The sequence below is a fragment of the Streptomyces sp. NPDC001663 genome (assembly GCF_042893105.1).
Lineage (GTDB): Bacteria > Actinomycetota > Actinomycetes > Streptomycetales > Streptomycetaceae > Streptomyces.
The window spans coordinates 708,343-732,279 of sequence record NZ_JBIAUR010000002.1; the positions used below are offsets into that span (position 1 = coordinate 708,343).

Below are 23,937 nucleotides of genomic sequence, written 5' to 3' on the forward strand. Positions count from 1 at the left end.
TTCGGGCCACGGGGGTGTGGCTTTACGGCCACGGGGGTGCCCATGAGGCGTTCGCTCTGTTTCACCGTGCTGGCCGGGATTCTCATCGCCGTCTTGCCGTCGATACCGGCGACCGGTGTCGAAGGCGCCTGCGGCGGGGATTTCCCGGCCCGTCTCAAGTGCTGGTCCGGCGGGCTCAGCGGCGGCACCGTCACGGTCACGGTCGACCATGCGCTGCCGCTCGGCGGAACTCCCGGGGACCGCGAGACCATCCTGCGCGGCACCGTGCGGCACCAGGCGAACCTGGAGGTCCAGGTGCCGGCCGGCGTCTCGACCGGCGAGGGCGGAACGGTGCTGCTCGTGCTCGCCGGGCGCCGACTCGTCGACCCGGACGCCAGGATCGACCGGTTGTCGCCGAAGACCGTCAAGGAACTCGAGGGCGTGGGCGCCTGCCACCGCGACAGCAGGGATCTGTGCGATGTGGTCGGCCCGGGCAGGACGGCCCAGGTCACCGGCAACCGACTGATCACCACCGAGCAGGTGACCGGGAAATACACATACGTCGTGGCCCCCGCCGACAAGGGCACCGACTACAAGACCTGGCTCCTCATCGGCATGAGCGCCCTGCTCGCCCTTCTCCTCGCCGCCCTCGTGTACGCCGTCCGCCGCTCCCGCCCTCTCGCCGCCCCCGGCATCGGCTCCCTGCCGGTGTCCGACGAGCCCACAACCCGCCTCAGGACCACCTCGGCCTCCGCGTACGGCCGTCGAACACCCGTGCCGGGAAACGGCCCCGCCAGGTCCGCCCTCGTACGCACCGACCTGCATCCCCAGGGATACGTCGAGCTCGACCGCGTCCTGTACCGGGCGGTGTGGGCGCAGCCCGGCCGGCCCGCGCCCGCTCCCGGCTCACGCGTCGACGTCACCGACCCCGCGGAACCCGACTCCGACGTCCTCTACGCCTTCCCGCCCGCCGCCGGACGGCACGCGCACGCCCGTTGACGCACCGGTCCACCAGGAGACGCCCATGTCCAGCGAATACCCGCCCACCCTGCCGGCGGAGTACGCCGACATCGAGTTCGAGAACAACGCCCAGCGCCTGCCGCTGGTGCTGTGCCTCGACACCTCCAGCTCCATGGCGGGACAGCCGATCCAGACGCTCAACAACGCCCTCGTGGACTGGACCCGCGAACTGCACGACGACGTCGCCCTCAGCTACAGCGTCGAGGTCGCCCTGGTCACCTTCGGCGGCCGCGGTGTCGCCGCCTGGCGCGGACCCCAGCTCCTCGCCCCCGGAACCCGGCTGAGCCCCTTCGTGCCCGCCCACATGTTCCGGCCGCCGCAGCTCGCCGCCTCCGGGGTGACCCTGATGACGGAGGCCCTGGAGCTGTCGATGCACATCGTCGCCGCCCGCAAGGCCGAGCTGCGGGCCTCCGGGCTGCAGTACTACCGGCCGCAGATCTGCCTGGTCACCGACGGCATCCCGACCGACGCCACGGGCCATCTCACCGACTCCTGGCATCGGTTGATCCCCGTGCTCGAGGAGGAGCAGCGCGCCCGGCGCTTCAGGCTGTACGCGATCGGCGTCGGCGGCATCACCGACACCGGCGAGCAGGTCCTCAGGGCCTTCGCCCCGACCTTCAACGCCAGGATCCAGGGATTCCCGTTCCGTGAACTGCTGCAGATGATGTCCGCCAGCGCGAACGCAGAGCAGAAGGGCGCCGGGGACGAGGTCTTCGAGAAGATCTTCAGCCAGTTCAAGACCCAGCGCCCGGCGTGGGAGAGCTAGGCGATGGGCGCGGGCCGGGCCGGCTGGCGGATCCACGGCATGAGCGTCGAGGGCTACCGGCACCGCCGGGACGGTCTGCCCTGCCAGGACGCGTGCGCCCACACCGAGTCGGGGCCCGTCGCCGTCCTCGCCGTCGCGGACGGCGCCGGCAGCCGTCCGCGCGCCGACGAGGGCTCCCGGCTGGCGGTGGAGCTGGCCGCCGAGCACTTCGTACGGCGGGCCGCGGCGGCCGTCGACAGCCCGCCCGGCGCTGCCGTGCACGACCTGCTCACGGACGCCTTCCACGACGTCACCAAGGTGTTCCTGGACACCACGGGACCGGCGGCCGGCGACTTCGCGACCACGCTCACCGTCGTCGTCCTGGCCCCCGGCTGGCTCGGCCACCTCACCGTCGGCGACGGCTTCGTCGTACTGCGTGCCGGAGCCGAGGACGGTGAACGGCAGTTCCATCTGCTGCCGCAGGCGGCGGCCGCCAGTGAGTACAGCAACGAGACGGTCTTCCTCACCTCGCCGGACGCGGCCCGCTGGGTGCACACCGACTGCGTGTCCGACGCGGGGATCGACGGGGTGCTGCTGTCCACCGACGGACTCGCACAGGCCGCGCTCTCCCGGTCCGCAGGCGGCGCGCCGACACCGAACGCCTCCTTCGCCGACGCCGTCTTCCGCTCCCTCGACGCCTCCGGACCGGTGTCCGACACCGCACACGAGAACCTGGCCGCACTGCTCAGGTCGGACCGGCTGACCGCGCTGAACGCCGACGACAAGACACTGCTGCGGGCCGTACGGCAGGTGCGGCCATGAGCGGCCGGGTCGTGCACCTGGACGGGAAACCGGTGGTGCTCGCGGAGCTCCCGCTGAAGGGCGGCGGCCAGGCGGCCGTCTTTCCGGTCGAGGGCGACCACGCGACGGTCGTCAAGCTCTACCGCGACCCGCCCGGCCCCGACCAGGAGCGCCGCCTGGCCCGGATGCTCACCATGTCCCCCCTCGCCGCCCGCCCGACCGACCGCTCCCAGCCGCCCGAACTGGCCTGGCCCACCGCGCTCGCCCGCAGCCCCGAGGGCGAGTTCCTCGGCTACGCCATGCACCGCTTCGGTGAGCCCGAACACGTCCAGCTGGTCGGCCTGTTCACCCGCGCCCAGCGCCTCAGGCTCTTCGCCGAGGCGGACTGGCGCTTCCTGCTCGGGGTCTCCTGGAACCTCGCCTTCATGACCGCGCGCCTGCACTACGACAGCCTCGTCGTCGGCGACTTCTCCAGCAGCAACGTCGTCGTCGACGCCAACGGCTTCGTCACCTTCCTCGACTGCGACTCCATCGCCTTCACCGATCCGGTGACCGGCGAGCCCTTCCCGTGCCTGATGCACACCACCGACTACTCCGCCCCCGAGCGGCAGTCCGGCGGCCCCGCCACCCGGGCCAGTGACGACTTCGCCCTCGCGGTGCTCGTCTACCAGCTGCTGACGGCCGGCAACCACCCCTTCGGCGGCGTCCCGCACGACAGCACCTCCGAGTCGACGGTCAAGGACAACATCGCCGCCAGCGTCTCCTACGTGGTCCGCCCGGAACTGGTCGTCGTCCCGCGCGGCACCGTCGACCCGTCCGTACTGCCGCCCGACCTGCTCAACCTGGCCCGCGCCGCCTTCGGCCCCGGCGTGCACGCCCCCGCCGCACGCCCCCCGGCGGAGGCCTGGCTGCGCGCCCTGGACAAGGAGCGCGCACAGATACGGATGTGCCAGGCGCGGCCACTGCACGCGTACGGCTCCCACCTGCCGTCCTGCCCTTGGTGCGCACGGGCCGCCCGCACGGGGCACGACGTGTTCAACATGCCCCGGCCGGTATCGGTGCCGATGCCGACCCTGCCACCGCAACCGCCGCCCGCCGCCCGCCGGTTCGGGCCGCTGAAGGTGGTGCTTCTGCTGATCGCGCTGCTGGTGATCATCGTGGTCGTGACGAACCTCCACCGCATCAACTGAGGCTCAGTTCGCGCGCCCCCGGTCCTCCAGATACCGCGTGTGCGACTCCTGCCGCCGTTCCTCCGTCTCCCGAAGGAGCGTGGCCACCCGCTTCAACTCCTCGTGCACGAGGGAGAGTTGCCGCTCAAGATGGCGCTCCGGCGGCTCCTGCCCGGGTGCCAGCCGCGTCCACCAGCGCGTGCGTACGAATGTGTCGACGGTCTCGGGCACGTCCTGCCGCACGGCCCGCGCGAGGACGTGCAGCGCCTCCGGATCCTGGGCGAGGAGCTCGGCGGCCCAGCCCGGGTCCAGCAGCCCCGACAGCAGCTCGTGAAGCTGGGTGAGCCGGCCCGCGGCCACCGGCGGCACCTCCACGTCCGCCAGATACGCCTCCAGCCGCCCGAAGTCGCCGCGCAGCTCGTCGAGTTGGGCGGACGGGTCCGGGAAGTCGGGCAGCGGCGGCCGCTCCGGCGGAGCGATCAGCGCGCCCGCGCCGTACAGTCCCGCCACCACGACGGGCCAGTACGGTCCCGCGACACCGGTGAAGGTGAGCACGAGCCCGGCGAGCCCGCACGCGCTGCCCGCGATGTTCTTGCGGGACTCGAGGTACTCACTGATAGCCACGGATCTCCTCGAAGGCGCCGTCCAGCGAGCCCTTCTGGGCGTCGAAGAGGCGGCCGCCGGTCAGGTCGGCGATGTGCGCCAGCTCCCCCCGGTCGGAGTCGCCGAAGAGGATCGGGAAGACGGGGATCTCCCGCTGCCCGGTGCCGAGCCCGCGGTAGAAGGCGTCGAACTCCGCGGCCTTCGCGCCCGTCGTGTTCTCGCCGTCCGTCATCAGCACGATCGACGTGAACGTGTCGGGATCGGTGCCGAGACGCTCGTACGCCTTCTCCAGCGAGGTGTAGATGGCGGTGTCGCCGTCGGCGCTGAGCGCTCCGGTGTCCTTGCGGATGCCGTCCAGTCCGGTGTCCGGATCCGCCGGGTCCACCACATGCGTCCGTACGCTCTTCACGCCCGACCCGAACGGCATCAGCGTCACCTCCTCGCGTTCGCGGAAGTCGGCGGTGAGGTCGCCGAGGGCCTTCTTCAGCCGGTCGAGGCGGTCGCCCCGCATCGAGCCCGAGGTGTCGAGGACGTAGACGGTCCGGGACGGGCGGCGCAGCTCGTTCTCGTACGAGTCGAGCAGTCCGTCGGCGACGGAACGGCTGCCGGGGAAGGGGAGTTCGCGACGCCGCGTCGTGTCGAGACCGGCCGCGGGCGGCACGGAGGGGATCACCGGGCGGCGGTGGGTGCGCCGGGTGATCTCCCGCTGGATCTTCGGCGTGCGCAGGGCCTCGGCCAGGCGGCGGACGTCCTCGCGGGCCGTGGTGTCCGTGGCGGCGAGGGAGGAGAGCGGGTAGTCGGCGGTGACCACGCCGTCCTTGGGGCGGATCACGGTCAGGCCCGGGATGCCCTTGAGGACGGACTCGTAGTTGAGGAGCGCGTCGACGTTCCCGCGCCTCTGGTACGCCGTCGCCAGCCAGCCGGACGACCCCGAGGTCAGCTGCTGCCCCTTGAAGAACTCCTTCAGCCGAGGCCTGGCCTTCGCGACGTCCGCGTCGGTGAGCGCCGACTGGGCGCCGGAGAGGGCGGAGGCGACCGAAACCAGCGTCGAGAAGCCGGAGTTGGAGCGTGCGGGGTCGGTCATGCCGTACGTCAGCCTGCCGTTCTGCACGGCCTGCTCGACCTGGGACCAGGTGACGTCGGCGGGCTTCCAGCCGAGCGCCTTCACGGTGGCCGTCCTGACCCCGATGGCGACCGGGCTCGACATGATCGGCGTCTCGGAAACGACCTTCCTCGCCACCTCCGGCCGCAGCCGCAGATAGTCGTCCGACGACAGCCACACGGCGTCGAACCGTCCGTCGGCCTTCCCCGCCGCGAGGAGGTTCACGGCGTCCAGGGTGCCCATGTAGGTGGGCCGCACCGTGAGGCCGGTGTCCCGCCGGACCTCCTCGAGGACGGGCGCCATGTCGGCGAGCTCGCTGGAGGCGAGGATGCGCAGGGTGCCGGGGGTGGGGGCGGCGGGGTCCGCCGGCTGCTTCTGCTGCGCCGCCGTGCAGGCGGTGAGGAGAGCGGTCGCCGAGACGGCGACAGTCAGGAGGGTCCGTCTCACGCGAGGCCCCCTTCCAGCGCGCCCCGCGACCGGCTGCGGTCCAGGTACGCGCTCGCGTGCTGCAGTTCGGCCGTCAGGGACTCGACGGTCGTCGCCATCGCCTCGGTCGCCTGGACCTTGTACGTGTCGATCGCGTCGAGCGTGCGGTAGATCTGCTGGAAGGCGGAGCGCAGAGTTTCGGCGCCCACGGCCGGATCGGCGGCGATCCGCTGGATCTCCCCGCTCTGCGTGGCGAGCATCTCGGCGTTGCCCCGGATCAGGTCCTCGGTCGTGCCCCGCAGGGCATTCACCTGGTCGACGACCTTCTTCTGGTTGTCGAGCGCGGAGGCCAGCATCACGGAGATGCGCAGGGCGGAGACGGTCGTGGTGGCCGCGCGGTCGACGCCCTTGATCAGCTCGTCGTTGTTGCGTCGTACGACGTCCATGGCGAGGTAGCCCTGGGCGCACACCGCGAGCTGGGTGAGCAGGTCCTGGTGCTTCTGCCGGACGGGGAAGAGCACGTCGGCCCGGAGCGAGTCGGCCGATCCGGGATCCGCGACGCCGGTGATGTGCTGCTCGACGGCCGCGTCCAGGGCCTCGGTGAGGACGACGTACTCCTGGAGCTTGCCCATGGTCTCCCACAGGCGGACCCGCTCGGTCTGCAACGCGGCGTTGTCGCGCCGGAGTTCGTCCTGCCCGCCCCGCAGCGAGCCCACGATCTTGTTCAACGTTCCCTGTGCGGAGGCGTACTTGGCGACGTGGTCGCGCAGCTTGTTGCCGCCCGGCAGCCGGGACAGGAACTTCCGTCCCATGCCGGCGGGCAGATCCCGCGGATCCAGGTCCTCGACGACCCGCCGGAGTTCGACCAGCGACCCGGCGACCTGCGACTGCGCGTCGCCGCCCTTGCTCGGCAGGGACCTGACCGTCCGCTCCAGCATCCGGTTGGACTGCGCGGCCGCGGTGCGCATCTCACCGGCGCCGAGCGCGGTGATCTCGCCGACCTTGCCGGCGAACTCGGGCGAGCGGGCATCGAGGGCCGCGAGCCCGTCCACGTACGCGGCTGCCTTCTCCGCCATGTCCGTACGGACGCTGTCGTCGACGGGCACGAGCCCGCCGGCCTTCTCCCGCGGGACGGGCGCGACGGCCTCCGGCGGGGTGAGGGTGAAGACGTCGTCCCCGCTGAGGGTGTGCTGACTGCTGCTGTTCTGACTGGTGTTGAAGCTGGTCACAAGAGACCCCCCGTTCATCCGCGCGCCCGGCGCGCCATCTCGTGCAGCACCGCGGAGGTGGGCACGGGCGCCTGCCGGACGCCGGTCAGTTCCTGCTTGAGGTAGGTGGTGTCCGAGGCGAACTCGGACGCGTCGCCCTGCGGCCGGAAACCGTGCCGCGCGGCGAGCCTGCGCAACTCCGGGTCACTGGTGAGGAGCCCGGCCAGGGCCTTGCCGTTGTCGGTGAGCGGTACGACGGTGTGGTCGCTGTCGACCGTGGTGTCCGGGTACAGCACGACCAGGTCGTCGGGCTTCTGCCCGCCCGTGAGCGTCGCGGCGACCTGGGACTCGTAGACCCAGACCAGCGGATTGCCGGCGCCGCTGACGAAGTCCCGGAAGACCGCGTCCGAACTCGACTGCTGGGCACCCTGGACGCTGACGAGCTTCTTCAGCAGCGGCCCGGTGCGCTCGAGGTCGGCCTTGCCCGCTACCACGCGGCCGCCGTTCGCCACGTACGAGGCGGCGGCGAGATAGAGGGCACCGGAGTTGGAGGACTCCGGATCGGTGCTGGAGATGAACAGGGTCCCGCTCAACTCCCCGTACTTTCCCGCCCCCTTGAGCTGCTGCCAGGTGCGGTCCTGCCGAGCGGCGGCGAGATAGGCGGCCATCTTCAGGGTGCCGCGGTGCTCACCGTCGAGGGTCGCGAGGCCGTTCTCCGCGAGCACCTGGGCGGCGCTGCGGTGGGCCACGACGACGAGCGGCGAGTAGAAGGGGCGCGGGAGGGTGCCGTGCACCTTGTAACGGTCGGCCAGTTCGACGGCCGGGGCCTGGCTGGAGGGGAACGCGAGGTCGTACCCCTTGAGGTCGAGCCCCTCCATGGCCCAGGACCCGGAGGTCTCGGCCTTCACGGTGTAGCCCTTGGTGGCGAGGGCCTTCACCACAGCCGGATCGGCGAAGTACTCGGCCTTCTCCGACCCGATCACCATCCGCACGGTCTTCGTTGCCGTGCCCTTGTCGTCCGCTTCCCGGCCCGCCACGACGGCAGCCACCACGCCACCGATCAGCAAGGCCGCGAGGACGATTCCTGCGATTCGTCTCACGTCGTGGAGAGTGCTCGCGGAACCCAACATTCCCCGGCAGAAGCGATGAACGGACGGTGACGTACCCGCCCCGGCCCTGCAACGCCCTTCAAGGGGCGCGGGGCTGTATCGATTTGCGGCTCCGCCGCGTGGGCGCGACAAGCCACGACGAACCCCGCAGCCGCCAGACCACACGAACCCTTACGGCGAGAAGGCGCCGCGGCTCAAGCCAACGCAGTGCCATGGCACCCGGTCCGCGCGTCGCTGCGGGTGCACGCGGACCGGGGCCGTCAAGGGAGCCCGGAGGCTCAGTGGGACGCGAGTTCGCGGGGCTCCAGGGCCGCCGCGTGTACGTCCATCTGCTCGGCGGCGAGGATCGCCACCGCCGTGTCCGCCCTGGACGCCGCCACGACGAGCGCGCGGCCGGCGAGGGCGTGGGCCCGCTGGTGCAGGGCCATCGGTTCGTCGTCGGACGGTGCCGCGGCCATGCGGACCGGCGTCATCCCGCCCCGCAACCGGGCCACCTGCGTGGCAAGCCGCTCGGCCCCCTCGTCGAGGTCGGCGGAAGGCGCCAGCCCCCGCAGCTCGTCGGTCACGGCGAGCAGCGCCGCGAGATGACCCGCGAGCTGGATGTCCAGCTCTTCCTCACGGGACCGGTGGGGAAAGTCGGAAGGCGTGCCGGCCATCGTGCTGTGGACCGACTTGGTGCGGATCGGTTCGTACATGGATGGCCTCCTGTGCTGTCAGGAAACCATCCTAGCTTAGATTTCGTCTAAAGTTGAGTGAGCTGAAAAGATCTACGGCTGGCCGTAGCCGTCCAGGAAGTTCCCGATCCGGGTGACCGCGTCCCGCAGGTCCCCGACCGTCGGCAGGGTCACGACCCGGAAGTGGTCCGGCTCCGGCCAGTTGAACCCGGTGCCCTGCACGACCATGATCTTCTCGCGGCGCAGCAGGTCCAGGACCATCCGCCGGTCGTCCTTGATCTTGAACACCTTGGGGTCGAGCCGCGGGAAGAGATACAGCGCACCCTTCGGCTTCACGCAGGTCACGCCCGGGATCTGGGTGAGCAGCTCGTACGCGACGTCCCGCTGCTCCTTCAGCCGCCCGCCCGGCAGCACCAGATCGTTGATCGTCTGCCGCCCGCTCAGCGCGGCGACCACGCCGTGCTGCCCCGGCATGTTCGCGCACAGGCGCATGTTCGCCAGGATCGTCAGACCCTCGATGTAGGAGTCCGCGTGCGCGCGCGGCCCGGAGATCGCCATCCAGCCGACCCGGTAGCCGGCCACCCGGTACGCCTTGGACATGCCGTTGAAGGTGAGGGTCAGCAGGTCGGGGGCGATCGCGGCGGTCGGGGTGTGCGTGGCGCCGTCGTAGAGGATCTTGTCGTAGATCTCGTCGGAGCAGACCAGCAGGTTGTGGCGGCGGGCGATGTCGGTGAGCCCCTTGATCATCGCCTCGTCGTAGACGGCCCCCGTCGGGTTGTTGGGGTTGATGATGACGATCGCCTTGGTGCGGTCGGTGACCTTGCGCTCGACGTCCGCGAGGTCGGGCATCCAGTCGGACTGCTCGTCGCAGCGGTAGTGGACGGCCGTGCCGCCGGAGAGCGAGACGGCGGCGGTCCACAGGGGGTAGTCGGGCGACGGTACGAGGACCTCGTCGCCGTCGTCGAGGAGGGCCTGCATGGCCATCACGATCAGCTCGGAGACGCCGTTGCCGACGAAGACGTGCTCGACGTCCGTCTCGATGCCGAGGGTCTGGTTGTGCATCACGACCGCCCGGCGCGCGGCCAGCAGGCCCTTCGCGTCGCCGTATCCATGGGCCGAGGACACGTTGCGGAGGATGTCCTCCAGGATCTCGGGCGGGCACTCGAAGCCGAACGCCGCCGGGTTGCCGGTGTTCAGCTTGAGAATGCGGTGCCCGGCCGCCTCGAGCCGCATCGCCTCCTCGAGCACCGGGCCCCGGATCTCGTAACAGACGTTGGCGAGCTTGGTCGACTGGATCACCTGCATGTCTGGGAGCTTACGGCCCGGTAACGCCTCCTGGGCCGTGTTATCCGCCACTTGAGACGGGTGGTATGGGCTGTTATCGCCGGTAGCTGTCTCAGGGGTCCCACAGGTCCCTAGAATTCGCCCCCATGTCCACGCCGAGCGATTTCGAACCGGAGGGCGGCGGTCCCGTGGATCCGCCGAACGTGTACCACCCGCTGGGTGTGTCGTCCCCCGCGTACGAGGAGTACACCGATCCTGCTTCCGCGCACGGGTGGCTGAGCGCGTACGACGAGACGCAGCAGCTGCCGCCGGTGGCGGACGGGGCCGGTGGGGTGAGCGCGGTCCGTCCGCACCGCAGGGCCCGGCGGAAGCCGAGCGTGTGGCGGTCACGGCGCGTGGTGGTCGCCGCAGGCGCGGTGGGTGCGGTGTCGGCGGTGGCCGCGGCGGTCGCGCTGTCCTTCTCCGGGTCGTCCTCCGGATCGCCGTCGGACGGCATCCAGGGCAAGGAGAAGCGGACGAGCCCGACGGCGTCGACGGCGCCGGCCTCCGCCGGGGTCGCCGCCGACCCGTCGTCGCAGCGCTCCGGCACGGCTTCCCCGGGCCCGAGCACCCCGGCGAGCAGCTCCGCGCCCGCGGACGGCGACGAGACCCCGCAGCCCTCCACCCCGACGAGCACCACGAGCGCGCCCACCGCCACGGCCGCCACGGGCGTTCCGGGCCGGGGTAACTCCAACGGAAATCCCGGTCACGGTCAGGGTGGCACCAAGGGGCCGAAATAGCCGTCTGATTCCGTGTGAACGCCCGGCGTGGTCCGCGGCGGGTGCCCGGTGGGCTCAACTTCGGGCCGGAATGACGGGTGCCACGGGCGCGCCCGCCGCCACGGCCACCACGGGCGCTCCGGGCCGGGGCAACTCCAACGGAAATCCCGGTCACGGTCAGGGTGGCACCAAGGGGCCGAAATAGCCGTCTGACTCCGTGAACGTCCGCCGTGGTCCGCGGCGGGTGCCCGGTGGGCCCAACTTCCGGCCGGAATGACGGGTGCCACGGGCGCGCCCGCCGCCACGGCCACGACGGGCGTTCCGGGCCGGGGCAACTCCAACGGAAATCCCGGTCACGGTCAGGGCGGCACCAAGGGCCCCAAATAACCGTCTGACTCCGTGAGACACCCGCCGTGTCCCACGGCGGCCGCCCGGCGATCCGGACTCCCGTCCGGAAACAAGTCCTTGCCCGGCGGCCCCGCTCCCCTCACAATGCACATGTCAAATTTATGGGCGGCCGGAAATCCTCCGGTCGCCCAAGTCGCAAGAGGGGACCCCCACATGAAGAAGCCTCTCCTTGCCGTGCTCGGAGCCCTGGTGATATCCGGGGCGGGCATGGCACCCGCGGTCGCGGCACCCGTGATCGCGGACGGTGCGGCCGCCAAGACGGCGACGAAGACGGCGACGCCCACGCTCAAGGCCGTCAACTTCGCCGGCACCGTCTCGCTCAGCAACTGTTCCGGCTCGGTCATCCGCTTCCCGAACTCCGCGGACACCGACCCGGCGCTCGTCATGACCAACGGTCACTGCCTGGAGACCGGCTTCCCGGAGCCCGGCGAGGTCATCACCGACCAGGCCTCCAGCCGTACCTTCGGTCTGCTCAACGCCTCGGCCACCAGGGTCGGGACGCTGCGTGCCAACAAGGTCGTCTACTCCACGATGACCGACACCGATGTGACGATCTACCAGCTCACCACCACCTACGCGAAGATCAAGAGCACGTACGGCATCAGCCCGCTGACGCTCAACGACACGCACCCCACCGCCGGCACCGCGATCACCGTGGTCTCCGGCTACTGGAAGAAGACGTACGCCTGCAACATCGACGGCTTCGTCTACCGCCTCAAGGAGGGCGACTGGACCTGGAAGGACTCGGTCCGTTACACCTCCGCCTGCCAGACCATCGGCGGCACCTCGGGCTCGCCCGTCGTGGACAACGCCACCGGCAAGGTCGTCGCCGTCAACAACACCGGCAACGAGGACGGCGAGCGCTGCACCGAGAACAACCCCTGCGAGGTCGACGCGAGCGGCAACGTGACCGTCCGCGAGGGCATCAACTACGCCGAGGAGACCTACCAGATCCCCGCCTGCTTCGGCGTCGGCAACAAGCTCGACCTGAGCGCCAGCGGCTGCGTGCTGCCCAAGCCGTAGTCATCGGTCGGTGGTGTTCCGTCGCACGGGACTGCGACGGACCGCCCGGCCCGCGAGTACGTCCGTACGCCGGCCGTCCTCGATGACGAAACGGCCGTCGACGAAGACGTACGGAATGCCCGTCGGGAGCGTGCGCGGATTCTCGTACGTCGATCCCGCCGCAACCGTCTCCGGGTCGAACAGCACCAGGTCGGCGCGGTAGCCCTCGCGGACCAGGCCCCGGTCCGGCAGTCGCAGCCGGGCGGCCGGGCGCGAGGTCAGATGGGCCACGCACTCCTCCAGCGACAGCACCCCCAACTCCCGTACGTACCGCCCGAGATACTGCGGGAAGGTGCCGTACGCGCGCGGGTGCGGCTTCGTGCCCCGGAGGATGCCGTCCGAGCCGCCCGTGTGGACCGGGTGGCGCATGATCGCCTGTACGTTCTCCTCGTGGCCGACGTGCTGGAGGATCGTCGAGCCCAGACGGTCGGCGAGCAGCAGGTGACGGGCGGTCGCCCACGGGGCCTCGCCGCGCGCGTCCGCCGACTGCCGGATCGTACGGCCCACGAAGTCCGCCAGAGAGTCGTCGCTGACGCCCGAGACCTCGATCGTGTCCCACTCGATGGGCACGCCGTGGCAGCCGTCCGCGCCGACGACCTCCATGTGGTGCCGGATGCGCTCGGCCGTCCCGTCGTCGGCCAGCCGCCCGAGGATCGCCTCCGGGCCGCCCTCGCTCGCCCAACTCGGCAGCATCGCCGCGAGGGTTGTGCAGCCGGGGGTGTAGGGGTACGTGTCCAGGCTGATGTCCGCCCCGGACGCGAGCGCCTCGTCCAGCAGTTTCAGTAGCTCCGGCGCCCGGCCCTTGTTCACGCCGAAGTTCATGGTGGCGTGCGCCAGGTGGAGGGAGCAGTCCGCCTCCCGGGTCAGGGCGACCATCTCCTCGTACGCCTCCAGCGCCCCGGCGCCGTACGAGCGGTGGTGCGGGCAGTAGTAGCCGTCGTACTGCGCCACCACCCGGCACAGCTCGGTGAGTTCGGCGTCCTTGGCGTACATGCCGGGCGTGTAGGTCAGCCCGGACGACATGCCGACCGCGCCCTGCTCCATGCCCTCCGCGACCAACTGCCGCATACGGTCCAGCTCTTGGGGCGTGGCCTCGCGGTCCTCCCAGCCGACGGCCAGCATGCGGACCGTCCCCTGGGGGATCAGGTACGCCGCGTTGACGGCGATTCCGCGGTCCAGCCGGTCGAGGTACTCGCCGACCGAGCGCCAGTCGAAGTCGATGTCGTCGCCGTAGCCGTTCCAGCCGGTGATGGCCCGGCGGACCTCTTCCAGTGTGCGGTCGTCGATCGGGGCGTACGACAGCCCGTCCTGGCCCAGGACTTCGAGGGTGACCCCCTGCGCGGCCTTCGCGCTGTGGTCCGGGTCGCGCAGGAGGGCGAGGTCGCTGTGGGCGTGCATGTCGATGAAGCCGGGGGACAGGACGAGCCCTTCGGCGTCCAACTCCCTCGTTGCCCTGGGCCGTTGACAGCCGGCTGCCGCGGCTTCCTTGACGATCGAGACGATCCGACCGCCGTCGATCACGACATCGGCGCGGTACGACGGCTCACCGCTGCCGTCGACGACGTCCGCGTCCCGGACGACGAGCTCCTCCACGACAGACCTCCTAGAAGAACGTGCGGATGTACTCGACGACCGTGCCGTCCGCCTCGGCCACCGGGATCAGCTGCCACTTGTCGAAGGACGTGCACGGGTGGGACAGGCCCATGCCCAGCCAGTCCCCGACCTCCAGGTCCGCCTCGGGACCCGTGCGCAGCCACGCGTGCTGGTCGGACAGACCCGTCACCGAGACGCCGGTGGCCGGGCGCTCGGCGCCGTCCCGGCGGACCACCTGGGCGAAGGGGAGGTCCAGGTCGTAGGCCGCGTCCCGCTTGCCCGCGTTGACGAAGGCCTGCTCGGCCGACGGCCGTGACACCACCTGTGCCCAGAGCCGGAACGCCGGCTCCAGGGCGCCCTCCTCGGGGACCCGGTTGAAGGGGGTGATCTTGCGGTAGTGGCCGTCGTCGTGCGAGACGTAGGCCCCCGAGCGCAGCAACTTCAGCACGGGGAGCGAGAGTTCGGGGATCTCGGCGAACACGTCGGCCACCGCGTCGAACCAGGCGCTGCCGCCCGCGCTGACGACGATCTCGTCCAGGCCCGCTGCGGCGAACCGCCCCGCCTTGTCGAAGTCCACGGCCAGGGCGACCAGCCGTCGCAGCCAGGCGTGCACCCGCTCCGGGTCGGCCTGCGGCACCTCGCCCTCGTAGCCCGCGACGCCCACCAGACGCAGCGTCCGCGTGGCGGCCACCGCGTCCGCGACCGCCGCGCACTCCGCCTCCGTACGGACCCCGGTGCGCGCGCCCTCACCGGCGGCGAGCTCCACGACGACGTCCAGCGGACGCGTGGCCCCCTGCAGCGCCGCGTCCATCAGCTCCACACCGCGCACGGAGTCGACGTAGCAGACGAGACGGAAGTCCGGATCGGTGTCGAGTTCCGTGGAGATCCACTTCAGCGCCGCCGGGTCGACGAGCTCGTTGGCGAGGAAGACCCGCCGGGTGCCGAACTCCCGTGCCACGCGCACCTGGTGGGGCACGGCGAGGGTGATGCCCCAGGCGCCGCGCTCGATCTGCCGCTGGAACAGCTGGGGCGCCATGGAGGTCTTGCCGTGCGGGGCGAAGGCCAGGCCGTGGCGGGTCGCATACGTCTCCATGAGCGCGAGGTTGTGCTCCAGCCGCTCGGCGGACAGCGCGAGCACCGGGGTCGCGAAGCCGCCGGTGAAGAGGTTGCGGCGCTGGGCGGCCAGTTCACCGACGGTCAGGCCGTCGGCGTCCGGCGGGAGGCCCTTGAAGCGGTGGTCGACGCGTTCCTCGGCGAGTCGGGCGAGCGCCTCGGTGCTCATGGAACCTCCCTGATCAGGAGCGTTGCAGTTAGTGCAACGTCCATTGCGTATGTCGCTTACTGCTGTCTAACATCTCGGCCAACGCGAGGTCAACGAAGCCGCCGCGACCCCGCACAGACCTAGGAGCTACGACGATCGTGACCGCGACCGGTCCCTGCAATGCCCCCGACGTCGTGGACGTCGTCGCGCTCGGCGAGTCCATGGTCACGTTCCTGCCCTCCCGCCCCGGCCGCCTCGCCGACGTCCCCTCCTTCGACCGCGCCATCGGCGGCGCGGAGTCCAACGTGGCGTGTGCCTTGGCGGCGGCCGGTCATTCCGTGCGGTGGGTGAGCAGGGTGGGGGCCGACGGGTTCGGCGACCACCTCGTCGAGACCGTCGGCTCCTACGGCGTCGACGTCACGTCCGTGCGACGCGACCCGGCGCGCCCGACCGGCATCTACTTCCGCACCGCCGGGGACCGGGCCACCGACGCGCACGAGGTGGCGTACTACCGGGCCGGTTCGGCGGCCTCCGCGATGGCGGCCGACACCGTGGACCTCGACGCGGTGCGCGCCGGGCGCGTTCTGCACCTGACCGGGATCACGGCGGCGCTGTCCGTGCAGTGCCTGGCGCTGCTCCGGGAGCTGACGGCGCCCCGACCCGGCCGGCCGCTCGTCTCCTTCGACGTCAACCACCGGCCCGGGCTGTGGCAGGACGGCAGCGGCCCGCAGGTGCTGCTGGAACTGGCGCGCGGCGCCGACCTCGTGTTCGTGGGGGAGGACGAGGCGGAGGAGGTCTGGGGCCTGCACGGTGTCGACGCCATCGGCACCGCCTTTCCCGACCCCGGGATGCTCGTCGTGAAGCAGGGCGGGCGCGGGGCCACCGCGTTCGACAAGGGGGACGTCACCTTCGTCCCCGCGCCGCACGTCGACGTCGTCGCCGCCGTCGGGGCCGGTGACGCCTTCGCCGCCGGGTTCCTCTCCGCCACCCTCCGTGGTCTCCCCGTCCGCGACCGCCTCCGGCACGGTCACCTGATGGCCGCCGCCGCTCTGACCGTCCCCGGTGACCTCGCCGTGCCTCCCACGCGCGAGCGCGCCGACCGCCTGGTCGCCCTGGACGACGCGGCGTGGGGGACACTTCGACTCGGCCCCGGCTGGACACAGGCCGAGCAGGCCCCGGAGGAGGTACGTACGCCATGAGCCAGACCGTCGACCGCGCGCTGAGCATCCTGCCGCTGCTCGCCGAGGGCCCCGCCGACCTCGGCCGGGTCGCCGACCGCCTGGGCGTGCACAAGTCCACGGCCCTGCGCCTCCTGCGCACCCTGCACGAGCACGGCCTGGTCTACCGCCAGTCCGACCAGCGCTACCGCCTCGGCGCCCGCCTCATCGCGCTCGCCCAGGAGGCCATGGAGAACCTCGACATCCGCGAGATCGCCCACCCCCATCTCGTACGCCTCAACGAGCAGTGCGGGCACACCGTCCACCTCGCGGTGTACGAGGAGGACGAGGTGCTCTACATCGACAAGGTGGAGAGCCGCTACCCGGTCCGGATGTACTCGCGGATCGGCAAGCCCGTCGCCATCACCGTCGCGGCGGTGGCCAAGCTGCTCCTCGCCGACCTGCCGGGCAGCGAGCGGCGGGCGCTGGCCGACAAGCTCGACTACCCCATGTACACGTCCCGTTCCACCCCCAATGCCCCTGCTTTCCTGCGGGAGTTGGACAAGGTGCGCGAACAGGGCTGGGCCACCGACCTCGGCGGCCATGAGGAGTCCATCAACTGCGTCGCCGCGCCGATCCGCGGCGCCGACGGCCGGGTCGTCGCCGCGATGTCGGTCTCCGCGCCCAATGTCGTCGTCACCGCCGACGAACTCCTCACCCTCCTCCCGCTGGTGCGCCGTACCGCGGACGCGATCAGCGGCGAGTACTCCGGCAAGACCCCCGTCAAGGAAGTCACCTCATGACCGAGAAGATCGCGCTCACCCCCAAGACCCACACCACCCCGCCCGCGAAGTTCTCCCACGGCGTGAGGAAGGGCAACATCCTTCAGGTCGCCGGCCAGGTCGGCTTCCTGCCCGCCGAGGAGGGCAGGCCGCCGACGCCGGCCGGCCCGACCCTGCGCGAGCAGACCCTCCAGACCCTCGCCAACGTCAAGGCGATCCTGGAGGAGGGCGGCGCGGGCTGGGACGACGTGATGATGATCCGCGTCTACCTGACGGACGTGGACCACTTCGCCGAGATGAACGCCATCTACAACACCTACTTCGAGGAGCAGGCGCTCACCGCGCCGCCCGCCGCGCGCACGACGGTCTACGTCGGCCTTCCCGCGGGGCTGCTCATCGAGATCGACGCGCTGGCCGTACTCGGCTGACCTGCCGAGAAGCCTGACGGCCCGTCAACTCCCGCACGTCCTGCACGGCATGGCACCTCCAGGGGTGCCGTGCCGCGATCCCCCCTGCCCGAAAGCTGTATGTACTTACCCAGAGGACCCCCAATTGTCCTATCCGCTCGCAGCAACCGCCCCCGTCGAGACACCACCCCACACCGGAGGCCTGCTCCTCCTGATCGACGGCACCGCGGGCCTGCTGACCGTGGCCGCCATCGGCATCGCGCTTCTCCTCTTCCTGATCATCAAGGTCAGACTCCAGCCCTTTGTGGCGCTGCTGGCCGTCTCCATAGCCGTCGGCCTGCTCGCCGGCCTCTCGGTCACCGAACTCTTCGGCACGGTCCAGCGTTCGGACGCGGTGTCCACCATCGAGACCGGCATGGGCGGCATCCTCGGCCATGTCGCGATCATCATCGGCCTCGGCACCATGCTCGGCGCGATCCTCGAAGTCAGCGGCGGCGCCGAGGTGTTGGCCTCGCGTCTGCTGAATCTGTTCGGCGAGAAGCGAGCACCGCTGGCCATGGGCCTCACGGGCCTGATCTTCGGCATCCCGGTCTTCTTCGACGTCGGCATCTTCGTGCTCGCGCCCATCGTCTACGCCGCCGCCAAGCGCTCCGGCAAGTCGATCCTGCTGTACTGCCTGCCGCTGCTGGCGGGCCTGTCGATGACCCACGCGTTCCTGCCGCCGCACCCCGGTCCGGTGGCCGCGGCCGGCCTCCTGCACGTGGACCTCGGCTGGGTCATCCTCATGGGCGTCATCTGCGGCATCCCGGCGGTGCTGGCGGCCTGGGCGTTCTCGGCGTGGGTCGGCCGCCGGATCTTCGTCGCCGTACCGCAGGACATGGTGGAGGCGGCGGCCGAGGCCAAGCTGGCTGTCATCAACGAGCAGCGCGAGCAGGGCGTGGAGCCGCGCGAGCACCCGGTACCGCTCGGCATGGTGCTGGGCATCATCGGCACGCCGCTGATCCTGATCCTGGCGGCGACCTTCTCCTCCATCGCCCTGGACCCGTCCACGGGGCGCTCGGTGATCGAGTTCTTCGGCCACCCCTTCGTGGCCCTGACCATCGCGCTGCTCCTGGCGTACTACCTGCTGGGCATACGGCGGGGCTGGTCCCGCAAGTCCCTGGAGACGGTGTCCACGGCGTCGCTGAAGCCGGTCGGCAACATCCTGCTCGTCGTCGGTGCGGGCGGTGTCTTCGGCGCGATCCTGAAGGCGAGCGGTGTCGCGCAGGCGTTGTCGGACACCTTCAACGACGTCGGCCTCCCGGTGATCGTCCTGTCGTACCTGATCTCGGTGGTCCTACGGGTCGCCCAGGGCTCGGCGACGGTCGCCATCGTCACAACGGCGGGCATCGTCGCGCCGTTGCTCTCCGAGGGCCACCACTCCCAGGCCTTCGTCGCCCTGGTCATCATGTCCATCTCGGCGGGCTCGATCTTCGCGTCCCACGTCAACGACGGCGGCTTCTGGATGGTCGCGAAGTACTTCGGCATCACCGAACGGGACACCCTGAAGACGTGGACGGTGCTGGAGACGGTGCTGTCGGTGGTGGGGTTCGTGGTGGCGGCGGTGCTGAGCCTGTTCGTGTAGGTGCGCCCGTGTCCCATGGGCCGCATGTAGGCGTCTGATAACGAAGTAGGGGCTGGCTGTGTGCGGCACAGGATCGTCGACCATACTGCCCGCTGTGGAGCAGCGCATAGGTTCGAGCAGCCAGCCCCTGAAGGGCGAGCCCGTGAAAGGCGCCGGATTCGATCCGGCATTCATTCCCGGGCTCACCTCACCCGCGTCCGAGGAGCCGGAGGAGGTCACGGCCGAGGACGGGGACGTCGAGTCGGAGGATGCCGAGTCGCAGGACGTCCGGTCCGAAGAGGTCGTTTCCGGGGCGGCGGAGGCCGAGGCCGACGCCGAGGCCGGGGAGCAGGATGCTTCCGCGGACGGCGACGACGAGGAAGAGGCCCCCGAAGGCCCCGTCTTCGAGGCCTCCGACCGGCGCGCGAAGATCGTCGCCGATCACAAGGGCGTACGGCTCGCTCTCGACGACCAGGAGTGCGAGTTCCGCTGGGACGAGATCGGCGCCGTGGAGACCGAATCCGCACGCTTCGGCAAGCGGTTCACCATCACGGTCCACACCCCTGACCGCCGCTGGTACCCGATCGAGATCGAGGCGACGGCCAGGGCGCGCTTCAGCGAGTGGGAAGAGCAGCTGGACGCGGTACTTGACGCCTACTTCGACGACGACGCCGACGACCGGGCGGCCGAGGACGCCGACGAGGGCGACGAGTAGTCAGGGTCAGCTGCAGTACTGGGCTTCCTTTCCGATGGACCTGTACATGCAGTCCGCGTTCTCCAGCAACTGCAGCACCGCATCGCGGTTCCGGGAAGTCTCCCGCTCGATCACCTCGTCGGGCGGGTAGAACCCACCCCCGGAGCTGGACGTCGGATACATCTCGAAGGTGTACGAGAAGATCTTCTGCGCACCCCAGAGATAGTCGTCGATCGACCCGTCCGTGATGTACAGGTCACTGGACTGCTCGGCGGTGTACCCGTTGCTCGCCGCCATCTTCTGCCCGACGGTCTTGAACGCGGCGGCGTCGTCCGCCGTCATCCCGGTCGCCGTGTCGGCGTACGTGTACCCGAACGGCCACAACACCAGCTCGCTGTACGTGTGGAAGTCGATCCCGGCGGTGATCTGCTGCTTCCCGCCGACCACACGGCCGCGTACGAAGTCGGCGACCACCTTCACCTCGGGCGCGGACTCGGCGGCAGCACCCCGGTACGTCTCGGACGACCTGGAGCCCGAAGAGCCGCCGCAGCAGCCCCACTTGTAGTTCCAGTTGCGGTTCAGGTCCGTGCCCACGTACGACGACCCGGAATTCGGCTGCCGGTTCTTCCGCCAGGACCGGTACGAACCCGTCGCGATGTCGTACTCGCCGCCGTCCGGGTTGAGGTCGGGGACGATCCAGATCTCGCGGTTGTTCACCATGCTGGTGATGCGCGAGTCGCTGCCGTACCCGGCGCCCAGCTCCCGCAGCAGATACAGCGCCATCTCCACCGTCAGATGCTCACGCGCGTGCTGGTGGAACGTGAACAGGACCTCGGGCTCGCTCTCGTCCGTCGCCACGTTGTCGCTGACCTTGATGGCCACGATGTCCCGGCCCTGGTAGGACTTGCCGATCACCCGCTTGCTCATGATGTTCGGGTAGGCCGCGAGCCGCTGGTCGATCTCCGTGTTCATCTCGGCGTAGTTGTGGTACTTCGAGTCGGCCGAGGGGAAGTCGTAGAGCCGCAGGTCGTCCGCGCCCGAGGAGCGGTCCGGGGCCGAGCCCGACAGCGAGACGTCGTAGCCCTGTTGGCGCAGCTTCTTGATCTGCTCCGCGCGTCCGGAGACGACCACCGTCTCCTCGTCGGCCTCGTCCACGCTCACGCCGGCCGCCGCGATGGCGGTGCGGGTCACCGGCGTGTTGTGGTCGACGTGGATCTCGTACTGGCGGATGTCGTCGGCGGAGGGTGCCGCCTTCCGGGCGCTGTTGGCGGTCGCCGAGACGGGTGCCGCGAGAGCGAGGGCGAGCAGTGCGGCGAGCGCGGCGGTGCGTCTGCCGCTGCGGGCGCCCGAGCCTCGTATCCGAAGTCGCATGAAGTCTCCTTGTTTCTCCAGGAATTCCGGGGTCGCCGGAAGTGGGGAGTGGAGCGGGGGGTGGTTCGTTCAGCGACGTGCAGTGCGGGTGTGCGATGCGGGTGGCCGCCATCGTCCGTGAATGTCATGGACGGGTCAAGGGAGCCCCAAGAGGGTGCGGCTCGGACGATACGAAAATCGGCCGCGCAGTGTACGCGTGCCGGTGCCCCCTGCACGGGCCTCCGGCAAAGTGCACCCGCGGGTGTGAGCGGCGCGTGCATATATGCCGAATCCACAGCAGAGTGAGGTTTCGCGTACGGAACCCCGGACCCTCGGTTCCTCGACCGCTCCCCAGAGGGACCGCACCCCAGAGGACTGGCTGATCATGGGTGGATCGGCGCTGCGACGGGACCGTCGGCCGCCGGTCGAGACGACCAGCTTCGTCGACCGGCGCTGCGAACAGACCGAAGGCCGCGAACTGCTCGCCAGGGCGCGCCTGGTGACGCTGACCGGGCCGGGCGGCGTCGGCAAGACGCGGCTCGCGGTGCGCATCGCGGCCCGCGTCGAGCGCGCCTTCCCGGACGGTGTGCGCTTCGTGCACCTGGCCGGACTGCACGACCCGGCGCTCGTCCCCGTCGCCGTCGCCGACGCGCTCGGCCTGCACGACCACTCCGCTCAGCCACCGCTGGACGCCCTGGTCGACCATGTGCGGGACCGGCGCCTGCTCCTCGTCGTCGACAACTGCGAGCACCTGCTGCAGGCCTGCGCCGACCTGGCCGCCGCCCTGCTGCACGGCACCACCGGCATCCGCATCCTCGCCACCAGCCGCCACCGCCTGGCCCTGACCGAGGAACACCTCATGGAGGTACGGCCGTTGCCCGTCCCCGACCCGGACGGCGACCTGACGGCTGCCGACGGCTACCCGGCCCTCGCCCTGTTCGCCGACCGCGCCGCCGCCGTGGTCCCCGGCTTCAAGCTCACCGCCGGCAACCGCGCCGCCGTGGCCCGGCTGTGCCGCCGTCTGGACGGTCTGCCGCTCGCCATCGAGCTGGCCGCCGTACGCATGCGTGTCCTCGGTGTCGAGCAGCTCCTGGAGCGCCTCGACGACCGCTACCGCCTCCTCACGGCCGGCAGCAGTGCCGCCCTGCCCCGCCACCAGACGCTGCGCGCCGCCGTCGACTGGAGTCATGAACTCTGCACCGAGCAGGAGCAGTTGGTGTGGGCGCGCGCGTCCGTGCTGGCCGGCAGTTTCGACCTGGAGGCGGCCGAGGCGGTGTGCGCGGACGGTGAGCGGGTGCGGCCGCAGGAGGTGCTGGAGGCGGTCGCCGGGCTCGTCGACAAGTCCGTGCTGGGGCGGGAGACGGGACCGGACGGCGTGCGCTACCGGCTGCTGGACACCCTGCGGCACTACGGCCTCGACCGGCTGCGGCTCGCGGAGGGCGAGGAGAGCGCGACGCGCAGCCGCCGGCGCGACTGGATGCTGCGCCGGGCCGCCGACTGCGAGCGCGCCTGGTTCGGGCCCGGGCAGCGCGCGATCGTCGCCCGGCTGCGGGCCGACCAGGACACCCTGCGCGCCGCCCTCGACTTCGGCCTCACCGTCCCCGGAGAACGCCTCGCTTCACTGCGCCTCGCGGGCACCCTGTGGTTCTACTGGCACGCCTGCGGTGCCCCTCGCGAGGGCCGCTACTGGCTGGAGCGGGCCCTCGCCGCCAACCCCGAACCGACCGCCGAGCGGGCCCGCGGCCTGTGGGTGGCCGGTCTCCTCGCGGCCGCCACCCAGGACATGACCGGCGGCCTGCGCCGCGCCCGCGACGCCCATGCGCTGGCCCGCACCCTCGGCGACGAGGCCGAGGCCGCCCACGCCGAATACACCATCGGAGTCATCCGCCTGTTCAGCGACGAACTGCCCGCCGCCCTCGACCACTTCGAGGCCACCGTCGCCCGCGGCCGCGTCCCCGGCCAGCACCTCAGCCTGCACGGCCTCGACCAGGTCGAACTCGCCTGCGCCCTGAGCTTCCTGGGCGAGGCCGACCGCGCCGTCGAGGTCTGCGAGCGGGCCCGCCGGCTGTGCGAGGAGCACGGCGAGGAATGGGTGCGCTCCTACGTCCTGCGGATGCTCGCCCTCGCCCACACCGTGAAGAAGGACTGGCCGGACGCCGAACGGCACGCCCGCGAGGCCCTGCGGCTCAAACTCGCCGTCCACGACGTCACCGGCATCGCCCTCACCCTCGACCTGCTCGCCCACATCGCCACCGAGGCCGGCGCCCACGAACGCGCGGCCACCCTGCTCGGCGGCGCCGACCGCACCTGGGCCGACATCGACCGCGACCGCTGGGGCTCGACGACCCTGGGCGACATCCGCCGCGGCAGCGGGGAGCAGGTGCTGGATGCCATGGGACAGGCCGCCTTCGAGCGGTCGTACGAGACAGGGGGCGCCCTCGGACTCGCCGAGATCGTCGCCTACGCCATGCAGGACGAACAGCCACGACAACCCGCCCCCGCACGCAGGATCAACGGCCGCCGCCACTCCCGCCCACCCCAGGACACCACGCTCACCCGCCGCGAGACCGAGGTCGCCGAGCTCGTCGCCCAGGGGCTCGCCAACCAGCAGATCGCCGACCGACTCGTCATCGCCCGCCGAACCGCCGAAGGACATGTGGAACGCATCCTCAGCAAGCTCGGCTTCAGCAACCGCAGCCAGATCGCCGCCTGGGTGACCGCCCAGCGCTGAGCCGAGTCCAG

Annotated in this window: 21 protein-coding genes; 11 read left to right on the forward strand and 10 right to left on the reverse strand. The window is 70.9% G+C overall.

The window, feature by feature from the left end:
• Positions 1-42 precede the first annotated feature (42 nt).
• Genes ACFY1L_RS09535 through ACFY1L_RS09550 form a run of 4 tightly spaced genes read left to right on the forward strand, consistent with a single transcriptional unit; the run spans position 43 to position 3,735 of the window.
• Positions 43-978: a hypothetical protein gene (locus ACFY1L_RS09535; RefSeq protein ID WP_388820600.1), complete on the forward strand. Its 936-nt coding sequence runs from the start codon at positions 43-45 to the stop codon at positions 976-978.
• Positions 979-1,003: 25 nt separating this feature from the next.
• Positions 1,004-1,765 carry a hypothetical protein gene (locus tag ACFY1L_RS09540; protein ID WP_388820603.1) on the forward strand — a complete coding sequence of 254 codons (762 nt, stop codon included), beginning with the start codon at positions 1,004-1,006 and terminating at the stop codon, positions 1,763-1,765.
• Between the two features lie 3 nt (positions 1,766-1,768).
• Positions 1,769-2,566 (forward strand): PP2C family serine/threonine-protein phosphatase, encoded by a 798-nt coding sequence (locus ACFY1L_RS09545; RefSeq protein WP_388820605.1) that lies wholly within the window; start codon positions 1,769-1,771, stop codon positions 2,564-2,566.
• Positions 2,563-3,735 (forward strand): hypothetical protein, encoded by a 1,173-nt coding sequence (locus tag ACFY1L_RS09550; RefSeq protein WP_388820608.1) that lies wholly within the window; start codon positions 2,563-2,565, stop codon positions 3,733-3,735. Before ACFY1L_RS09545 ends, ACFY1L_RS09550 begins: the two co-directional genes overlap by 4 nt.
• Before the next feature lie 3 nt (positions 3,736-3,738).
• On the opposite strand, the gene ACFY1L_RS09555 is transcribed toward ACFY1L_RS09550, so the two are convergent.
• The 7 genes from ACFY1L_RS09555 to ACFY1L_RS09585 all read right to left on the reverse strand — a co-directional run bounded on the left by ACFY1L_RS09555 (position 3,739) and on the right by ACFY1L_RS09585 (position 10,826).
• The gene (locus tag ACFY1L_RS09555) at positions 3,739-4,338 is read right to left on the reverse strand and encodes a hypothetical protein (protein ID WP_388820611.1); all 600 of its coding nucleotides are present in this window, start codon (positions 4,336-4,338) and stop codon (positions 3,739-3,741) included.
• Positions 4,325-5,866 (reverse strand): substrate-binding domain-containing protein, encoded by a 1,542-nt coding sequence (locus tag ACFY1L_RS09560; protein WP_388820614.1) that lies wholly within the window; start codon positions 5,864-5,866, stop codon positions 4,325-4,327. Before ACFY1L_RS09560 ends, ACFY1L_RS09555 begins: the two co-directional genes overlap by 14 nt.
• Positions 5,863-7,074, reverse strand: coding sequence for a toxic anion resistance protein (locus ACFY1L_RS09565; protein WP_388820616.1), 1,212 nt, complete (start codon positions 7,072-7,074; stop codon positions 5,863-5,865). The genes ACFY1L_RS09560 and ACFY1L_RS09565 overlap by 4 nt, the downstream gene beginning before the upstream one ends.
• 14 nt (positions 7,075-7,088) lie before the next feature.
• Positions 7,089-8,153, reverse strand: coding sequence for a hypothetical protein (locus tag ACFY1L_RS09570; RefSeq protein ID WP_388820618.1), 1,065 nt, complete (start codon positions 8,151-8,153; stop codon positions 7,089-7,091).
• A gap of 287 nt (positions 8,154-8,440) precedes the next feature.
• Positions 8,441-8,857 carry a hypothetical protein gene (locus tag ACFY1L_RS09575; protein ID WP_388820622.1) on the reverse strand — a complete coding sequence of 139 codons (417 nt, stop codon included), beginning with the start codon at positions 8,855-8,857 and terminating at the stop codon, positions 8,441-8,443.
• 72 nt (positions 8,858-8,929) lie between these two features.
• Positions 8,930-10,141, reverse strand: a complete 1,212-nt coding sequence (locus ACFY1L_RS09580) for a pyridoxal phosphate-dependent aminotransferase (RefSeq protein WP_388820625.1) — start codon at positions 10,139-10,141, stop codon at positions 8,930-8,932.
• A gap of 91 nt (positions 10,142-10,232) precedes the next feature.
• Positions 10,233-10,826: a hypothetical protein gene (locus ACFY1L_RS09585; protein WP_388820628.1), complete on the reverse strand. Its 594-nt coding sequence runs from the start codon at positions 10,824-10,826 to the stop codon at positions 10,233-10,235.
• A gap of 613 nt (positions 10,827-11,439) precedes the next feature.
• Here ACFY1L_RS09585 and ACFY1L_RS09590 point away from each other — a divergent pair.
• Entirely contained in the window at positions 11,440-12,309 is an 870-nt protein-coding gene (locus tag ACFY1L_RS09590) for a serine protease (protein ID WP_388820632.1), read from the forward strand.
• Here the strand turns inward: ACFY1L_RS09590 and ACFY1L_RS09595 are convergent, their stop codons facing one another.
• Complete coding sequence (locus tag ACFY1L_RS09595) at positions 12,310-13,941, reverse strand: amidohydrolase family protein (RefSeq protein WP_388820635.1); 1,632 nt, start codon at positions 13,939-13,941, stop codon at positions 12,310-12,312. It abuts the gene before it with no gap.
• 10 nt (positions 13,942-13,951) lie between these two features.
• The gene (locus tag ACFY1L_RS09600) at positions 13,952-15,223 is read right to left on the reverse strand and encodes an amino acid deaminase (RefSeq protein WP_388820638.1); all 1,272 of its coding nucleotides are present in this window, start codon (positions 15,221-15,223) and stop codon (positions 13,952-13,954) included.
• 137 nt (positions 15,224-15,360) lie between these two features.
• Here ACFY1L_RS09600 and ACFY1L_RS09605 point away from each other — a divergent pair, with 137 nt between their 5' ends.
• From ACFY1L_RS09605 to ACFY1L_RS09625, 5 genes are all read left to right on the forward strand, one after another.
• Positions 15,361-16,401 (forward strand): sugar kinase, encoded by a 1,041-nt coding sequence (locus ACFY1L_RS09605; RefSeq protein ID WP_388820641.1) that lies wholly within the window; start codon positions 15,361-15,363, stop codon positions 16,399-16,401.
• The gene (locus tag ACFY1L_RS09610) at positions 16,398-17,162 is read left to right on the forward strand and encodes an IclR family transcriptional regulator (RefSeq protein ID WP_388820644.1); all 765 of its coding nucleotides are present in this window, start codon (positions 16,398-16,400) and stop codon (positions 17,160-17,162) included. Before ACFY1L_RS09605 ends, ACFY1L_RS09610 begins: the two co-directional genes overlap by 4 nt.
• Complete coding sequence (locus tag ACFY1L_RS09615; protein WP_388820647.1) at positions 17,159-17,569, forward strand: RidA family protein; 411 nt, start codon at positions 17,159-17,161, stop codon at positions 17,567-17,569. The genes ACFY1L_RS09610 and ACFY1L_RS09615 overlap by 4 nt, the downstream gene beginning before the upstream one ends.
• A 124-nt stretch (positions 17,570-17,693) precedes the next feature.
• Positions 17,694-19,172, forward strand: coding sequence for a GntP family permease (locus tag ACFY1L_RS09620; protein WP_388820650.1), 1,479 nt, complete (start codon positions 17,694-17,696; stop codon positions 19,170-19,172).
• A 94-nt stretch (positions 19,173-19,266) separates the two neighbouring features.
• Positions 19,267-19,866, forward strand: a complete 600-nt coding sequence (locus tag ACFY1L_RS09625; protein WP_388820653.1) for a hypothetical protein — start codon at positions 19,267-19,269, stop codon at positions 19,864-19,866.
• 6 nt (positions 19,867-19,872) lie between these two features.
• Here ACFY1L_RS09625 and ACFY1L_RS09630 read toward each other — a convergent pair whose 3' ends face one another.
• Positions 19,873-21,216 (reverse strand): M14 family metallopeptidase, encoded by a 1,344-nt coding sequence (locus ACFY1L_RS09630; RefSeq protein ID WP_388820656.1) that lies wholly within the window; start codon positions 21,214-21,216, stop codon positions 19,873-19,875.
• Positions 21,217-21,580: 364 nt separating this feature from the next.
• On the opposite strand from ACFY1L_RS09630, the gene ACFY1L_RS09635 reads away from it, so the two are divergent.
• A complete protein-coding gene (locus tag ACFY1L_RS09635; RefSeq protein WP_388820660.1) occupies positions 21,581-23,926 on the forward strand; it encodes an ATP-binding protein in 2,346 nt (781 codons plus the stop codon).
• Positions 23,927-23,937: the final 11 nt, after the last annotated feature.

What these genes read in the sequence shown, in the direction of transcription:
- ACFY1L_RS09610 (WP_388820644.1), top strand. Translation starts at nt 16,398, where the DNA reads ATGAGCCAGACCGTCGACCGCGCGCTGAGCATCCTGCCGCTGCTCGCC.
- ACFY1L_RS09575 (WP_388820622.1), bottom strand. Translation starts at nt 8,857, where the DNA reads ATGTACGAACCGATCCGCACCAAGTCGGTCCACAGCACGATGGCCGGC.
- ACFY1L_RS09550 (WP_388820608.1), top strand. Translation starts at nt 2,563, where the DNA reads ATGAGCGGCCGGGTCGTGCACCTGGACGGGAAACCGGTGGTGCTCGCG.
- ACFY1L_RS09540 (WP_388820603.1), top strand. Translation starts at nt 1,004, where the DNA reads ATGTCCAGCGAATACCCGCCCACCCTGCCGGCGGAGTACGCCGACATC.
- ACFY1L_RS09635 (WP_388820660.1), top strand. Translation starts at nt 21,581, where the DNA reads ATGGGTGGATCGGCGCTGCGACGGGACCGTCGGCCGCCGGTCGAGACG.
- ACFY1L_RS09580 (WP_388820625.1), bottom strand. Translation starts at nt 10,141, where the DNA reads ATGCAGGTGATCCAGTCGACCAAGCTCGCCAACGTCTGTTACGAGATC.
- ACFY1L_RS09600 (WP_388820638.1), bottom strand. Translation starts at nt 15,223, where the DNA reads ATGAGCACCGAGGCGCTCGCCCGACTCGCCGAGGAACGCGTCGACCAC.
- ACFY1L_RS09615 (WP_388820647.1), top strand. Translation starts at nt 17,159, where the DNA reads ATGACCGAGAAGATCGCGCTCACCCCCAAGACCCACACCACCCCGCCC.
- ACFY1L_RS09630 (WP_388820656.1), bottom strand. Translation starts at nt 21,216, where the DNA reads ATGCGACTTCGGATACGAGGCTCGGGCGCCCGCAGCGGCAGACGCACC.
- ACFY1L_RS09590 (WP_388820632.1), top strand. Translation starts at nt 11,440, where the DNA reads ATGAAGAAGCCTCTCCTTGCCGTGCTCGGAGCCCTGGTGATATCCGGG.
- ACFY1L_RS09535 (WP_388820600.1), top strand. Translation starts at nt 43, where the DNA reads ATGAGGCGTTCGCTCTGTTTCACCGTGCTGGCCGGGATTCTCATCGCC.
- ACFY1L_RS09545 (WP_388820605.1), top strand. Translation starts at nt 1,769, where the DNA reads ATGGGCGCGGGCCGGGCCGGCTGGCGGATCCACGGCATGAGCGTCGAG.